At 61.9% G+C, this 13,085-nt stretch carries 11 protein-coding genes; all 11 read right to left on the bottom strand.

All coding sequences use genetic code 11. From position 1 onward, the window contains the following. Positions 1-45 precede the first annotated feature (45 nt). Positions 46-1,710 (bottom strand): glucose-6-phosphate isomerase, encoded by a 1,665-nt coding sequence (pgi, locus tag PFLCHA0_RS26185; protein ID WP_011063513.1) that lies wholly within the window; start codon positions 1,708-1,710, stop codon positions 46-48. A 246-nt stretch (positions 1,711-1,956) separates the two neighbouring features. Continuing rightward, complete coding sequence (locus PFLCHA0_RS26180) at positions 1,957-2,124, bottom strand: hypothetical protein (RefSeq protein WP_015637062.1); 168 nt, start codon at positions 2,122-2,124, stop codon at positions 1,957-1,959. 105 nt (positions 2,125-2,229) lie between these two features. Further along, positions 2,230-3,090, bottom strand: a complete 861-nt coding sequence (gene panC, locus PFLCHA0_RS26175; protein ID WP_011063512.1) for a pantoate--beta-alanine ligase — start codon at positions 3,088-3,090, stop codon at positions 2,230-2,232. After that, positions 3,087-3,887, bottom strand: a complete 801-nt coding sequence (gene panB / locus PFLCHA0_RS26170; protein WP_015637061.1) for a 3-methyl-2-oxobutanoate hydroxymethyltransferase — start codon at positions 3,885-3,887, stop codon at positions 3,087-3,089. The genes panC and panB overlap by 4 nt, the downstream gene beginning before the upstream one ends. 394 nt (positions 3,888-4,281) lie before the next feature. Beyond that, complete coding sequence (gene folK, locus PFLCHA0_RS26165; RefSeq protein ID WP_015637060.1) at positions 4,282-4,761, bottom strand: 2-amino-4-hydroxy-6-hydroxymethyldihydropteridine diphosphokinase; 480 nt, start codon at positions 4,759-4,761, stop codon at positions 4,282-4,284. Positions 4,762-4,764: 3 nt separating this feature from the next. Next, positions 4,765-6,156, bottom strand: a complete 1,392-nt coding sequence (locus PFLCHA0_RS26160; protein ID WP_011063509.1) for a polynucleotide adenylyltransferase PcnB — start codon at positions 6,154-6,156, stop codon at positions 4,765-4,767. A 744-nt stretch (positions 6,157-6,900) separates the two neighbouring features. After that, positions 6,901-8,328, bottom strand: coding sequence for a sigma-54-dependent transcriptional regulator (locus tag PFLCHA0_RS26155; protein WP_011063508.1), 1,428 nt, complete (start codon positions 8,326-8,328; stop codon positions 6,901-6,903). Positions 8,329-8,350: 22 nt separating this feature from the next. Further along, positions 8,351-11,305, bottom strand: a complete 2,955-nt coding sequence (locus tag PFLCHA0_RS26150) for a sensor histidine kinase (RefSeq protein WP_015637059.1) — start codon at positions 11,303-11,305, stop codon at positions 8,351-8,353. Then, positions 11,289-11,465 carry a hypothetical protein gene (locus PFLCHA0_RS31760; protein ID WP_003176118.1) on the bottom strand — a complete coding sequence of 59 codons (177 nt, stop codon included), beginning with the start codon at positions 11,463-11,465 and terminating at the stop codon, positions 11,289-11,291. Before PFLCHA0_RS31760 ends, PFLCHA0_RS26150 begins: the two co-directional genes overlap by 17 nt. Before the next feature lie 77 nt (positions 11,466-11,542). After that, the gene (gene gluQRS / locus PFLCHA0_RS26140; protein WP_011063505.1) at positions 11,543-12,439 is read right to left on the bottom strand and encodes a tRNA glutamyl-Q(34) synthetase GluQRS; all 897 of its coding nucleotides are present in this window, start codon (positions 12,437-12,439) and stop codon (positions 11,543-11,545) included. 138 nt (positions 12,440-12,577) lie between these two features. Next, the gene (gene dksA / locus PFLCHA0_RS26135) at positions 12,578-13,018 is read right to left on the bottom strand and encodes an RNA polymerase-binding protein DksA (RefSeq protein ID WP_011063504.1); all 441 of its coding nucleotides are present in this window, start codon (positions 13,016-13,018) and stop codon (positions 12,578-12,580) included. Positions 13,019-13,085 lie beyond the last annotated feature (67 nt).

The raw sequence follows: 13,085 nt of genomic DNA, 5'->3' as shown, positions 1-13,085 counted from the left end.
CCGGACAGGAGCCGGTGTGGCCGGCTCCTGGGGTGACAGGGTCGATCAGCCGCGGTGACGGCCGCGGAAGTAGTTGATCAGGCCTTGGGTCGATGCGTCGTCGGCCAGGGTTTCGTCGCTGCCGACCAGGCGGTTGTAGACGCCTTTGCCCAGCTCCTTGCCCAGCTCCACGCCCCACTGGTCGAAGGCGTTGATGCCCCAGACCACGCTTTGCACGAAGACCTTGTGTTCATACAGCGCCACCAGTGCGCCAAGGCGCCGCGGGCTGATGCGCTCCACCACCAGGGTGTTGCTCGGACGGTTGCCGGGAATCACCTTGTGCGGTGCCAGCTTCGCGATTTCGGCTTCGCTCAGGCCTTTCTCGCGCAGTTCGCTCTCGGCTTCGGCGCGGGTCTTGCCCAGCATTAGTGCCTGGCTCTGGGACAGGCAGTTGGCGTACAGCCATTGATGGTGGTCGGCCACCGGGTTGAAGCTGACGATCGGCACGATGAAGTCGGCCGGAATCAATTGGGTGCCCTGGTGCAGCAACTGGTGGTAGGCATGCTGGCCGTTGCAGCCCACGCCGCCCCAGATCACCGGGCCGGTATCGGTGGCCACCGGGGTGCCGTCTTGGCGCACGCTCTTGCCGTTGGATTCCATGTCCAATTGTTGCAAGTGCTTGGTGATGTTGCGCAGGTAGTGGTCGTACGGCAGGATCGCGTGGCTCTGCGCGCCCCAGAAATTGCCGTACCACACGCCCAGCAGCGCCAGCAGCACCGGCATGTTCTGTTCGAATGGGGCGCTCTGGAAATGCTGGTCCATGGTGTAGGCACCGGACAGCAGCTCCTTGAAGTTGGACATGCCGATGGCCAGGGCGATCGGCAGGCCGATGGCGGACCACAGCGAGTAGCGCCCGCCGACCCAGTCCCACATCGGGAAGATGTTCTCTTCGCGAATGCCGAAGGCCACTGCCGCCGCATTGTTGCTCGACACGGCGATGAAGTGGCGGTGCAGTTCGGCCTCCGAGCCGCCCTGGGCCAGGTACCAGGCCCGTGCTGCCTGGGCGTTCTTCAGGGTTTCGAGGGTATTGAAAGACTTGGAGGAAACGATGAATAGCGTAGTTTCTGCACGGATTTTCGCAGAAAGCTCATGGAACTCGCTGCCATCGATGTTCGCCAGGTAATGGCAGCGCACGCCTTTCTGGGCGTAGGACAACAGCGCTTCGGAAACCAGCTCCGGGCCGAGGAAGGAGCCGCCGATGCCGATGTTCACCACGTCGGTGATGGGCTTCTCGGTGTAGCCGCGCCACAGGCCGTCGTGGATGCGGCCCACCAGCTCGGTGATCTGGTTCAGTACCTTGTGCACTTCGGGCATCACGTTGACACCGTTCACCGACAGCTTGTCGCCCACCGGGCGGCGCAGTGCGGTGTGCAAGGCCGGGCGGCCTTCGGAAGCGTTGACCAGTTCGCCGGTGATCATGGACTTGATGGCGTCTGAGAGGCCGACTTCCTTGGCCAGGTTCACCAGCAGGTCGCGGGTTTCGCTGGTGATCAGGTTCTTCGAATAGTCGAGAAACAGCCCGCAGCTGCTCAGGGTGAATTGGCTGAAGCGCTGCGGATCGGCATTGAACGCCTCGCGCATGCTGAAATCCTGCATGGCTTGGCGGTGGTCTTTCAACGCTTGCCAGGCGGGCAGAGCGGTAACGTCATGAGGAGTGCGGTAGTACGCCATCGCTGCGGTTTTCCTTTTGCTTGAACTGCCTTTTGGACACTGAAAAGCCCGGAACGTCCTGCGCGGTCTCAAGGACCCGTTGGGCCGGCCTTGTGCTGATACGTTTAATCACTCGGGGGGATAACAGTAACCCCGGCGTGCTGTTCTGTCTTGGCTTTGTCCGACTGGTGGCCAGTACTATTTTGTACTCAGCGGGCCTGCCTGGTCTGGATTCGGGTTTTCAATGGGTAGAAATAGGGGGAAGCGTCAGGCGACCTGATCCGCAATCGCAGGGCTGGTAAGGCTCTGCTCATTGCCAGGGGCCATGTGCAGCATGCGCGGCCTGGAACCGAGCGGTTCGGCTTCACTGCAGGGAGCATAGGTACAGAGGGTCGCTCGATCACCGACCTTGGCCTTGAACATGATGGTGTACATGGGGTGTTCCCTGGGGCGGATCCTTGAACGGGGCCCGCAGTCATGGGCTGCAGGCCCCAGCCGGCGGCAGTTTGCCCGAAGGTTGGAGTTCGGGCAATCGGGCGTTCATGCCGGTGTGTCGAGGTCCAGGTGCAGGTTGTCGATCAACCGTGTCGCGCCCAGATAGGCTGCCACAAGAATCACCAGTTCACGGTCTTGCGCGGTGGCTGGACGCAGGTTCTGTGCCTGGCGGATTTCCAGGTAGTCACGGCGCAGACCGGCGGCTTCAAGCTGCTGCTGTTGTTCGGCCACAAGCTTGGGATAGTCGCGTTCGCCGTTCCTGATGGCCTGGGCAATCTGGCTCAGGCTGCGGTACAGCACCGGGGCGATAGCGCGCTGCTCTTCGCTCAGGTAGCCGTTGCGCGACGACAGGGCGAGGCCGTCGGCGGCACGTACCGTTGGCTCACCGATGATCTGGATCGGCATGTTCAGGTCGTGCACCAGGGCCCGAATCACTGCCAACTGCTGGTAGTCCTTCTGGCCAAACACCGCGAGATCGGGCTGGACCATGTTGAACAGCTTGCTGACCACTGTAGCCACGCCTTCGAAATGCCCGGGACGGCTGGCGCCGCACAGGCCTTCGGATAGCTGGGGAACGCTGACCCGGGTCTGCCCGGCCATGCCGTCGGGGTACATTTCTTCGACGGTGGGGGCAAACAGCAGGTGGCAACCGGCTTCCAGCAATTTTTCCTGGTCGGCGGCGAGGGTGCGTGGGTACTTGTCCAGGTCTTCGCCGGCACCGAACTGCAGTGGGTTGACGAAGATGCTGGCGACCACGAAGTCCACCCGCTGGGCGGCTTTGGCCACCAGGGCGGCGTGGCCACTGTGCAGGTTGCCCATGGTGGGCACGAAGCCGATCCGCTTGCCCTCACTGCGCGCGCGGGCGACCGCGGCGCGCAATTCGCGCACGGTTTTGACTGTATTCATGCAGAGAACCCGTGTTCGGCGCCAGGGAAGGTGACGGCTTTGACTTCTTCGACATAGGCGCTCAAGGCGGCCTGGATACTGTCCTTGCCTGCCATGAAGTTCTTCACGAACTTCGGCGAGCGGCCGCTGAGGGACAGCCCCAGCATGTCGTGGAGCACCAGGACCTGGCCGTCGGTAGCACTGCCGGCACCGATACCTATTACCGGGATCTTCACCGCCTGGGTGATTTCCGCCGCCAGCTCGCTGGGCACGCACTCCAGCAGCAGCATTGCCGCGCCGGCCTGCTCCAGGGCGATGGCATCGGCACGCATCTGCCGCGCCTGGCTTTCATTGCGGCCCTGCACCTTGTAGCCGCCCAGAACGTTCACGGTCTGTGGCGTCAGCCCCATGTGCACGCAGACCGGCACTCCACGCTCGTTCAGCAGGCGCACCGGCTCGGCCAGCCAGGCTGCGCCTTCGATCTTGAGCATATGGGCGCCGGCCTGCATCAGCTGGGCCGAACTGCTCAGGGCCTGTTCAGTGGTGGCGTAGGACATGAATGGCAGGTCGGCCAGGATCAGTGCCCCGTTGTTGCCGCGCTTGACCGCCGCGACGTGATAGGCCATGTCAGCGGTGCTGACGGGCAGGGTGCTGTCGTGTCCTTGCAGCACCATGCCCAGGGAGTCGCCTACCAGCAGGACTTCGACGCCTGCCTCGCAGCAGGTGTGGGCGAAGGTGGCGTCGTAGCAGGTCAGCATGGTGATTTTCTCACCTTTCTGCTTGAGGCTTTGCAGGGTGGTCAGAGTGATATCTGGCATGAAAGGGGTCCTCATTTCAGGCGCTTTGGAAACTACTGCGAGTAACGCGCGTGATTCTTCGTTATTCAGGCGCACGGTCTTTTGTCGTGCTTATACAGCCTGGTTCCAAGCGATTTGAACGGGCTTGCGGGAGTCGCGCCTGTGGCGTCGGGCCCATCATTCTGTGCCCAGAAGAGGTGCCATGCCAGCGGGTGCCACCGCCGTTGCACAACTGCCCCTGCCTGGCGTTTCCCGGGCTCGCCGCGAACCGGCCTCACTTGAATTGCGCCCTTTAGCGCCGTGATGGCGGCAACGGGACGCCTATAGTCGTGAGGAGAACTCGGGAAGTCAATTAGATGTGTTACCGCATTGTTACGCTGCCAGTGTTACCGCCGTTACTGATGCGTTTCAGCGGTCAGGCCAGGCGTTCCAGGCCGACAAATGGGCAGGCAGCGAGCAGTTCGTGCAGGGTGCGGCCGTCAGCCAGTTGCAGGTCGGCAGGGGCCAGTTCCGCCAACGGGTAGAGCACGAAGGGGCGCGCCTGCATGTGGTAATGGGGGACTTTGAGGCGGGGTTCGTCGATCAGTCGATCGCCGAACAACAGGATGTCCAGATCCAGGGTACGTGGGCCCCAGCGCTCATTTCGCTCGCGGCCTTGCTGGTTTTCGATGGCCTGCAAGGCGTCCAGCAGGGCTAGCGGCGCCAGCGCGCTGTCCAGCGCCGCGACGGCGTTGGTATAGCGTGGCTGGCCTGGGAGCAATGAGTCGCTCTGGTAGAAGGCCGATACGCCGTGCAGGCGGCTTTCGGGCAACTGCGCGAGGGCCTCGGTGGCACTGCGCAGTTGTGCTTCAGGGGCTGCCAGATTGCTGCCCATGCCGATGTAGATGCGTTCCATCTATTACTCGCCCGATGCGCCGCTGCTGCGCTTGCGCTTGGCACCGCTGCTGCGCCGGCGCTTGCGTGGCGCGCCACTGGCGTCTTCCTTGCCGCTGAGGTCGCGGATCATGTCGCGGCGTTCGGCGTCATTGGCGTCCTGATAGTCGGTCCACCATTCTCCCAGGCCATCGGTCTGCTCGCCGGCGCTTTCGCGCAGCAGCAGGAAGTCGTAGCCGGCGCGGAAGCGCGGATTGTCCAGCAACTGGTCGGCGCGCTTGCCGCTGCGCCGTGGCAGGCGTTCCTGCATATCCCAGATTTCGCGGATCGGCATGGTGAAACGCTTGGGAATAGCGATGCGCTGGCACTGTTCGGCGATCAGCTCGTGGGCGGCTTCCTGCATGGCCGGAATCGGCGGCATGCCACGCTCCTGCAGGCGCAGCACCCGGGCCGGCAGGGCTGGCCAGAGCAGGGCGGCGAACAGGAAGGCTGGGGTCACCGGCTTGTTCTGCTTGATCCGCAGGTCGGTGTTGACCAAGGCTTCGCTGATCAGCGTATGGGTGTAGGTCGGGTTGTACTCCAGGGCTTCGGCGCTGGCCGGGAACAACGGGTCGAACAGTTGCAGGTCCACCAGCATTTCGAAGGTGTCCGCCGCGTAGCCGGAGAGGAACAGCTTGAGCACTTCTTCGAACAGGCGCGCCGAGGGGATTTCCCGCAGCATCGGTGCCAGTTCGCGAATGGGCGCGGCGGTGTGTTTCTCGATGCCGAAGTTCAGTTTTGCTGCAAAGCGTACTGCTCGAAGCATACGTACCGGGTCTTCCTGATAACGCTGGCGAGGATCGCCGATCAGGCGGATCAGGTTGTTGCGAATGTCGTGTACGCCATTGGCGTAATCGAGAATGCGTTCGCTGACCGGATCGTAGTACAGGGCATTGATGGTGAAGTCGCGACGTTGCGCGTCCTCTTCCAGGGTGCCATAGACGTTGTCCCGCAGGATCCGCCCGCTTTCGTTGCGCGATGACTGGTTACTGTCCTCGTCGTCTTCGTTTTGCGGGTGATTGGCGCGGAAAGTCGCAACTTCGATGATTTCGCGACCGAAGTGGATGTGCACCAGCTTGAAACGCCGGCCAATGATGCGCGCGTTACGGAACTCGGCCTTGACCTGTTCCGGCGTGGCGCTGGTGGCGACGTCGAAGTCCTTGGGGGTGATATTGAGCAGCATGTCGCGCACGCAGCCACCCACCAGGTAGGCCTGGTAGCCGGCGTTCTGCAGGCGTTCGACGATATTCACCGCATACCGGCTGAACTGGGCACGTTGCAGCGAATGCTGGCTGCTATTGAGCACTTCAGGCGTGCTGCGTTTATGTTGCGTACGACGCAAGGGAGAACGGAATGACTGGAACAGCTTCTTCAGCATGGGATGCACTGTTTGAAGGAATATTCGGCCAAAACGAAGAGTGGCCGCATGATGGGCGGGGATTCTAGCATTTAGTCGAAGGATGGTGTAGGAAGCTGCCGCGACTTGTACAGGCTGGCGCTGAGCTGCGGTTTGGCGAGGTTGGATGGGGGCGGGGGAGTGAAAACACGAATTCCGGAAACCACAAGGGGAGCCGAAGCTCCCCCAGAATAGTTGCGTGCTCTATTTTTATTATTGGTTTCGGGCTTCTTGTTTTTGTTAAACGCCCTTGTCATCTGGTTTACCCAGGATGACCCTCCCAATCGGGAGCCAAGAGCAAACGGATTGCTTTGATCGCTGAGTTGCAATGACCTTTCGATCCAACCAGTTCAGGCTCTGCCTTAGGGCAGTTTTTGTTGTTCTCGGCCTGGTTGTGGGGCAAGCCCCAAATACAACGCCTCTCCAAAAGAATCAGTTAGCTGCGCCTCCGCCGTGTTGTTTTTATTATGCGTGAGTCGATTCGTCTTATTTTTATTGTCTTGTGCATTGCTTGTTATTGTTCTTGTACCAAACATATAGCAGGTGCCGTGCCAACTTTTGAGATCCCCAGTAAAACAAGGGGTTAGGCGTGCCGTTGGGTGTTTTTCAGGGCAAAAAAAACCGGGGCTTCGTTACCTTTAGCCCCGGTTCCTGTTACGTGCGATGGAGCAGGTAACAGTTTTTTTCACAAAAGCGAGTGTTACCCGCGTTTTCGTCAGCCGTAGTTCAGCTTTCGCTGGCGACCCCGCTCTTGCGCCGTGGGATGCCCAGGCGCTGACGACGTTCCCACAGGCACTTGCGGCTGACGCCCAGTTTGCGTGCCAGCTCGGTCTCGGTCATGTGGTCCTGGTGTTCGAGGACGAAGTGCTGGAAGTAGTCCTCCAGGGACAGGTCTTCGGTCGGTTCGTGGCTGGTGTTACCCGCTTGTGGGGGCAGGCCGACGAAGTCGTCGTCTTCCAGGTCGCTCAGTTCGATGTCGATGCCCAGCAGGTCGGCCGAGATTTCCGGGCTTTCGCACAGAATGACCGCACGCTCGACAGCGTTCTCCAGTTCGCGCACGTTCCCCGGCCAGGAGTAATGGCGGATGGCCTGTTCTGCATCGGCGGCGAACTTAAGGTCCGTGCGGCCGACGCGCGCGCTCTGGCGGGCCAGAAAGGCATTGGCAATTTCATTGACGTCTGCACCGCGCTCACGCAGGGCCGGCAGTTTCAGGGCAATCACGTGCAGGCGGTAGTACAGGTCTTCACGGAACTGGCCTATTTTCGACAGGCTTTTCAGGTCGCGGTGAGTGGCTGCAATCAGGCGCACATCGACTTTCTGTGACTGTACCGAGCCGACACGGCGGATCTCGCCTTCCTGCAGTACTCGCAGCAATCGCGCCTGCGCCTCCAGCGGTAGCTCGCCAATCTCGTCGAGGAACAGGGTGCCGCCGTCCGCAGCTTCTACCAGGCCGGCACGGCCGGCGCTGGCGCCGGTGAACGCGCCTTTCTCGTGGCCGAACAGTTCGGACTCGATCAGAGTTTCCGGAATGGCTGCGCAGTTCACCGAAATCATCGGTGCCTTGGCACGCTTGGACAGGTTGTGCAGGGCCCGGGCTACCAGTTCCTTGCCGGTACCGGATTCACCCTGAATCAGTACATTGGAGTCAGTGGGCGCCACTTTGCGGATCTTGCTGTACAGATCCTGCATGGGAGCGCAGGAACCGATGATGCCGATTTCGCCATTGTTGTTGCCCGCACCGGCCCGCTCCGCAGTGGCGCCAGCCTTGGCGGCCGGACGGTCTGGCGGGGCATTTTCGGCGCTTTGCCGATCCCGCAGGATCCGCGCCACGGCCTGGAGCATTTCATCGTGATCGAACGGCTTGGCGATGTAGTCCACCGCGCCCATTTTCATCGAGTCCACGGCTGAGCGCAGGCTGGCGTAGCTGGTCATGATCAGCACCGGAGTGCCCTGGCCGAGCTTGATCAATTCGGTGCCCGGGGCGCCTGGCAGGCGCAAGTCACTGACGATCAGATCGAAAGTGGGAATGCTGAAGCGTTCCTGTGCCTCCTGCACTGAGCCGGCTTCGCTGACCTGGTACTGGTTGCGTTCCAGCAGGCGGCGCAGGGCGGAGCGGATAATGGTTTCGTCTTCGACGATCAGAATATGCGGCATTGATTCAATTCTCTCGACGGTCTCAGTTCACAGCGGACGTCGCTTCGACATGACGCGGTAAAGTCACCCGGATACGGGTGCCGCGTTGGCTTTGAGGATCGGCCGGGCTGTCGATGGTGATTTGTCCATAATGCTCTTCAACGATGGAATAGACCAGTGCAAGGCCCAGACCGGTGCCTTCCCCAGGGTCCTTGGTGGTGAAAAACGGTTCGAACAATCGGTCCATGATGTTCTTCGGAATGCCGCTGCCTTCGTCCTCCACGATCAGGTCGACCGTGTGCTCGAAAGCCTCGCTCTTGACGCGTACCGCGCTGCCAGGAGGGGAGGCGTCGCGGGCGTTGGAAAGGAGGTTGATCAGTACCTGGGCAAGGCGCTGGGGATCACCGTCGACCCAGTGGTCGGGATCGCACAGGTTGAAGAACTGCACCTCGAAATTGCGCCGGTTCAACGCCAGCAGGCCAATGGCGTCCTGGGCCACTTCGGCCAGGCACACCGCCTCGTCGTTGTGCTGATGGCTGCCGGCGTGGGCGAAGCTCATCAGCGACTGGACGATACGCGAGATGCGTTTGGTCTGTTCGAGGATCTGCTCGCTGATTTCCGTCAGTTCGCCGTCCTCTTCCCGTTCTTCGCGCAGGTTCTGCGCCAGGCAGGCGATGCCGGTAATCGGGTTGCCGATCTCATGGGCCACCCCGGCCGCCAGGCGCCCGATGCTGGCCAAGCGTTCGGAGTGCACCAGCTTGTCTTCCAGGGTCTGGGTTTCGGTCAGGTCTTCCACCAGCAGTACCAGGCCGCTGTTGCCCGGGGCCAGAGGCTCATCGATGGCGGCCTTGTGCAGGTTCAGCCAGCGGGTCTGGCCATCGAGGGCCAGGTGCTGTTTGTGCAAGTGTTCGTCCGGCAGGTTGATAAAGCCCTGCAGCAGGTCCTTCCACGGGTTGGTAATGGTGCTCAGGCGTGAGCCCACCACGTGCTGGGCTGGTATGCCGGTGAGCTCCTCCATGGCCTTGTTCCACATGAGGATCTCCTGGTCCTTGGCCAGGGAGCAGACCCCCATCGGCAGCTCTTGCAGGGTTTGCCGGTGATAGCGGCGCAGGGCATCGAGCTCGGCGGCCAGGCCGGTGAGGCGTGAGTGGTAGTCCTCCAGCCGGCTTTCGATGAAGTGGATGTCCTCGGTGACGTAGTTTTCTCCACCGGCCTTGTAGGGCAGGAAGGTTTCCACCATGTCCTGGGCGACGCTGGGGCCCATCAATCCGGACAGGTTGGCTTCGATGCGGTCGCGCAGGCGCCGCAGGGCGTAAGGTCGGCGTTCGTCAAAGGGCAGATACAGATCTCGCAGGGCCTGCTCCACTTCCTTCTGGGCTGCCTTGGCCCCCAGCGGCTTGGCCAGTTGGGTGGCGAACTCCTGGGGCGAGGCGGCGTGCAGTTCCCGGCGCTGCGGACGGCGCACGTTGTCCACGGCACAGGCTTCGGCGGCGCTGGCCTCCTCGGTGCTGGCATTGGTGAACAGCGAGATCAGGGTGAACATCAGGACGTTGGCCGCCAGCGAGGCGATGGCCGCCATATGCCAACTGGTGTCGTCCAGGACGTAGATCATGTTCAGCAGCGGGATGTAGAAACCCTGCAGGTTGCCGATCAACGGCAGCAGCATGGTCACCAGCCACACCAGGATCCCCGCCAGCAGGCCGGCGATGAAGCCCCGGCGGTTGGCGGTCGGCCAGTACAGTACCGACAGCACGCCCGGAAGAAATTGCAGGGTGGCGACGAAGGCCACGATCCCCAGGTTGGCCAGGTCCTGCTCGGCGCCCAGCAGCAGGTAGAAGGCGTAGCCGGCCATGATAATGGCGACGATCAGGGCGCGGCGGGTCCACTTCAGCCAGCGGTAGATGTTGCCCTCCGCCGGCGGCTGGTAGAGCGGCAGCACCAGGTGGTTCAGGGCCATCCCCGAGAGCGCCAGGGTGGTGACGATGATCAGGCCGCTGGCGGCCGACAGCCCGCCGACATAGGCCAGCAGAGCCAGGGCCGGGCTGTTGGCGGCGATGCCGATGCCCAGGGTGAAGTATTCCGGGTTGGTGGTAGCGCCGAGCTTGAGGCCGGCCCAGAGAATCAGCGGCACTGCCAGGCTCATCAGCAGCAGGAACAGCGGCAGCCCCCAACTGGCGCTGACCAGGGCGCGAGGGTTGAGGTTCTCGGTAAAGGTCATGTGGTACATGTGCGGCATGACGATCGCCGAGGCGAAGAACACCAGTAGCAGGGTGCGCCACGGGCCTTCCTGAAGGGGTGTATGCAGTGCGGCAAGGGCAGTCTGGTTCTGCAGCAGCCAGAGTTCCAGCTGTTGCGGGCCGTCGAATACCCCGTACAGCGCGTACAGGCCGACACCGCCAATGGCGATCAGCTTGATCACCGATTCGAAGGCAATGGCGAACACCAGGCCTTCATGTTTTTCCCGGGTGGCGATATGCCGCGAGCCGAAGAAGATCGTGAACAAGGTGATCAGCGCGCAAAAGCTCAGCGCCACCCGATGCTGCACCGGCTCGTGGGTGAGAATGCCAATGGAGTCGGCCACGGCCTGGATCTGCAGCGCCAGTAATGGCAGCACGCCGATCAGCATGAAGATCGTGGTCAGCGCACCGGCCCAGGTACTGCGAAAACGGAAGGCGAACAGGTCGGCCAGGGATGACAGCTGGTAGGTGCGGGTGATTTTCAGGATCGGGTAGAGCAGTACCGGTGCCAGCAGGAAGGCCCCGGAAACCCCCAGGTAACTGGACAGGAAGCCATAGCCGTACTGGTAGGCCAGGCCAACCGTGCCGTAGAACGCCCAGGCACTGGCATAGACCCCGAGTGACAGGGTGTAGGTCAGCGGGTGGCGAATGATCGAGCGGGGGATCATCCCGCGCTCACTGATCCAGGCAACGCCGAACAGCACCGCCAGGTAGGCGGCGCTGATCAGGATCATCTGGGGCAGGCTAAAGCTCATCGGCATCTTTTTGGCTCTGCAGGATGAAGGTCACGACGATCAGAATCAGCCAGAGCAGATACGGGCGATACCAGGCGCCAGTAGCATCGATCCACCAATCCATGATGGCGGGGGAGAACAGATAGATCCCCACTACCAGGAGCAGGACCAAGCGATAGATGTACATCTCGGCCTCTCTTTATTGTGTGCGTGCCCGAAAACGTGCGGCGATGGTAACGGATGGGCGCCAAGCTGCAAGTGGCGTCAGCTTAATTGCGCTTCCGGCACGCTCAGTGTGCGTGGAATCAGGGCGGCATCCCAGTGGGCCATGCCCCAGGCCATTATCTGCGCGACGCTGGCGCCATCGAGGTCGGCCGGTGGCTTCTGGCCCAGTGCCCGCAGGGCGCGCAGCAGCAGGGGCGGGGCCTGATCCTCGGTCAGCGGGGGCGAGCGGTAGGACTTGCCCAGTTTGTGCCCGTCCGGCTGGGTGATCAGCGGTACATGCAAGTAGCGGGGCTGGGAAAGGCCCAGCAGTTCCTGCAGGTACAGCTGGCGCGGTGTGGAATCCAGCAGGTCGGCGCCGCGCACGATATCAGTGATGCCTTGCCAGGCATCGTCGAGCACCACGGCCAGTTGGTAAGCGTAGAGACCGTCGCGGCGGCGGATCACGAAGTCCCCCACTTCCCGGCCCAGGTGCTGGCGGTATTCGCCCTGGACCCGGTCGACGAAGCGATACTCCAGTTCGGGTACCCGCAGGCGGATCGCGGCGTCGTCCTGGGCGTGGCCGAGGTTGCGGCACAGTCCCGGGTAAATGCCATGGTAGGGCTCCAGCTGTTTGCGCGAACAGGTGCAGGCATAGGCCAGGCCCTGCTGGAACAGGCGATTGAGGACTTCGCCATAGGCGTCGTGGCGATCGCTCTGGCGGATCATCTGCCCGTCCCATTCGAAGCCGTAGCTTTCCAGAGCCTTGAGAATGGCCGCCTGGGCACCGGGCTCTTCCCGAGGCGGGTCAAGGTCCTCCATGCGCAGCAGCCAGCGGCCGCCGACGGCGCGGGCATCAAGATAGGAGGCAAGCGCGGCAACCAGAGAGCCGAAATGCAGATAGCCGCTGGGAGTGGGGGCGAAGCGCCCGATGTACGAGGAAGAGGTGGAGGCAGTCATGGAGCGGATGTTACTTCGTCTGGCCCCGGGGTGACGATGGTGCCGGGGGATCGCTTTGGCGAGCGGGCTTGCTCTTGCAGGGAAGGCAGAAACGAAAACGGAGCGTGGGTACGCTCCGTTTCAGGTTCCAGCCGGCGATTATTTGCCGACCTGTTTTTCCTTGATTTCCGCCAGTGTCTTGCAGTCGACGCACATGTCGGCGGTTGGGCGGGCTTCCAGCCGGCGGATACCGATCTCGACGCCGCAGGATTCGCACCAGCCGTATTCTTCGTCTTCGATCAGTTGCAGGGTCTTGTCGATCTTCTTGATCAACTTGCGCTCGCGATCGCGGGCCCGCAGTTCGAGGCTGAACTCTTCTTCCTGGCTGGCACGGTCAGCCGGGTCGGGGAAGTTGGCCGCTTCGTCTTTCATGTGATCAACAGTGCGGTCGACTTCCTGCATCAAGTCCTGTTTCCACTTGTTCAGGATCTTGGTGAAGTGCTCGCGCATGGGCTTGCCCATGTACTCTTCGCCCGCAGTTTCAACGTAAGGTTCAAAACCGCTGATCGATTGAATCTGTTGCTTTGCTTGGGTGGGCATGAATGGACCGCCTCTACTCTTGTAATCCATTGCGCAGGATTGCTCCATCTCCGACACTTGCCGGCCC

The sequence above is a fragment of the Pseudomonas protegens CHA0 genome, from assembly GCF_000397205.1.
Lineage (GTDB): Bacteria > Pseudomonadota > Gammaproteobacteria > Pseudomonadales > Pseudomonadaceae > Aquipseudomonas > Aquipseudomonas protegens.
The sequence above is the reverse complement of the archived record's forward strand: the minus strand, read 5'-3'. Positions and strand labels throughout refer to the sequence as shown.

Bases quoted from the DNA above. Each gene is read 5' to 3' on its own strand.
- pgi (WP_011063513.1), bottom strand. From the start codon at position 1,710: ATGGCGTACTACCGCACTCCTCATGACGTTACCGCTCTGCCCGCCTGG.
- PFLCHA0_RS26180 (WP_015637062.1), bottom strand. From the start codon at position 2,124: ATGTACACCATCATGTTCAAGGCCAAGGTCGGTGATCGAGCGACCCTC.
- panC (WP_011063512.1), bottom strand. From the start codon at position 3,090: ATGAATACAGTCAAAACCGTGCGCGAATTGCGCGCCGCGGTCGCCCGC.
- panB (WP_015637061.1), bottom strand. From the start codon at position 3,887: ATGCCAGATATCACTCTGACCACCCTGCAAAGCCTCAAGCAGAAAGGT.
- folK (WP_015637060.1), bottom strand. From the start codon at position 4,761: ATGGAACGCATCTACATCGGCATGGGCAGCAATCTGGCAGCCCCTGAA.
- PFLCHA0_RS26160 (WP_011063509.1), bottom strand. From the start codon at position 6,156: ATGCTGAAGAAGCTGTTCCAGTCATTCCGTTCTCCCTTGCGTCGTACG.
- PFLCHA0_RS26155 (WP_011063508.1), bottom strand. From the start codon at position 8,328: ATGCCGCATATTCTGATCGTCGAAGACGAAACCATTATCCGCTCCGCC.
- PFLCHA0_RS26150 (WP_015637059.1), bottom strand. From the start codon at position 11,305: ATGCCGATGAGCTTTAGCCTGCCCCAGATGATCCTGATCAGCGCCGCC.
- PFLCHA0_RS31760 (WP_003176118.1), bottom strand. From the start codon at position 11,465: ATGTACATCTATCGCTTGGTCCTGCTCCTGGTAGTGGGGATCTATCTG.
- gluQRS (WP_011063505.1), bottom strand. From the start codon at position 12,439: ATGACTGCCTCCACCTCTTCCTCGTACATCGGGCGCTTCGCCCCCACT.
- dksA (WP_011063504.1), bottom strand. From the start codon at position 13,018: ATGCCCACCCAAGCAAAGCAACAGATTCAATCGATCAGCGGTTTTGAA.